Here is a 1,286-nt window from a genome sequence, read left to right as displayed (position 1 = left end):
GAATGGGAACGGGGACGGGGGAGGGGGTGGCGCGTGGACGGACGGGTCGGACGGGTCGGGCGGACTGCGGTGGCCATGCGTCGAGCGTCCCGCCGCCGTCCGGGGCCCACCAGGGAGTCCGGTTGTATGGGGACATAAGCTGGGGTTATGAGCGAGACGAACGGGGAGCGGGGCGGGCTGGCCCATCGGGTGCCGGATCTCGGGGCACTCGAACTGCTGCTGGCCGTGGCCCGGCTGGGCTCGCTCGGGCGGGCGGCCCGGGAGCTGGGGATCACCCAGCCCGCCGCGAGCAGTCGCATCCGCTCGATGGAACGACAGCTGGGCGTCGCGCTGGTCGACCGGTCGCCGCGCGGGTCCCGGCTCACCGACGCGGGGGCGCTCGTCACCGACTGGGCCCGGCGGATCGTGGAGGCGGCCGAGGCGTTCGACGTGGGCGCGCAGGCGCTGCGGGACCGGCGTGACTCCCGGCTCCGGGTCGCCGCGAGCATGACCATCGCCGAGTACCTGCTGCCCGGCTGGCTCATCGCGCTGCGCGCCGCGCGCCCCGACACGGCGGTCTCCCTCCTCGCGGGCAACTCGACGGTCGTGGCGGAACGGCTGCTCGCGGACGAGGCCGATCTGGGGTTCGTCGAGGGGCCGACCGTTCCGGCCGGGCTGGACGCGGCCGTGATAGCCCACGACCACCTGATCGTGGTGACCGCGCCGAGCCACCCCTGGGCACGCCGCCGCAAGCCCCTGGAGGCGGCCGAGCTGGCCGCCACGCCGCTGATCCTGCGGGAGAAGGGCTCGGGCACGCGGCAGGTCCTGGAAGCAGCCCTGGGCGGCCTGGCCCGGCCTCTCATCGAGCTCTCCTCCACCACGGCGGTCAAGTCCTCGGCGCTGAGCGGCGCCGGCCCGGCGGTGCTCAGCGAACTCGCCCTGGGCGAGGAACTCTCCGCCCGCCGCCTGGTCCGCGTTCCGGTGACCGGCGTACGCCTACGGCGCGCCCTACGGGCGGTCTGGCCGACGGGCCACCGCCCGACGGGACCGGCACGGGACCTGTTGAGCCTGACGCGGGGGGCGGCGCCGGCGGTTTGAGGGGGCCGCGTTGTCGGGTGCGGGTGAGTGGAGCTTCTCGCGCAGTTCCCCGCGCCCCTGAAAAGCAGGGGCTGCGCCCCGTGCTTTTCGGACGGGTAGGGGCGGCGGGGGCGACGAAAATGCGGTGGCAGCGCCGAGCGAACGGCCGCCAACATGGTGGGCATGCCCGTCACCGCCCCACCCGCCACCGGCGTCCGCACCCCCTGGGA

At 75.3% G+C, this 1,286-nt stretch carries 1 protein-coding gene; it reads left to right on the top strand.

Translation table 11 applies throughout. The features are described 5' to 3' along the window. Window positions 1–147 precede the first annotated feature (147 nt). Window positions 148–1,077: a LysR family transcriptional regulator gene (locus P1P70_RS44765; protein ID WP_319248260.1), complete on the top strand. Its 930-nt coding sequence runs from the start codon at window positions 148–150 to the stop codon at window positions 1,075–1,077. Window positions 1,078–1,286 lie beyond the last annotated feature (209 nt).

It is taken from the genome of Streptomyces sp. MB09-02B (assembly GCF_033794485.1).
In the GTDB taxonomy this organism is placed as follows: Bacteria; Actinomycetota; Actinomycetes; order Streptomycetales; family Streptomycetaceae; genus Streptomyces.
This window is presented reverse-complemented; position numbering and strand designations above follow the sequence as displayed.

Excerpts from the sequence above, each read along its gene's own strand:
- P1P70_RS44765 (WP_319248260.1), top strand. The coding sequence starts at position 148 with ATGAGCGAGACGAACGGGGAGCGGGGCGGGCTGGCCCATCGGGTGCCG.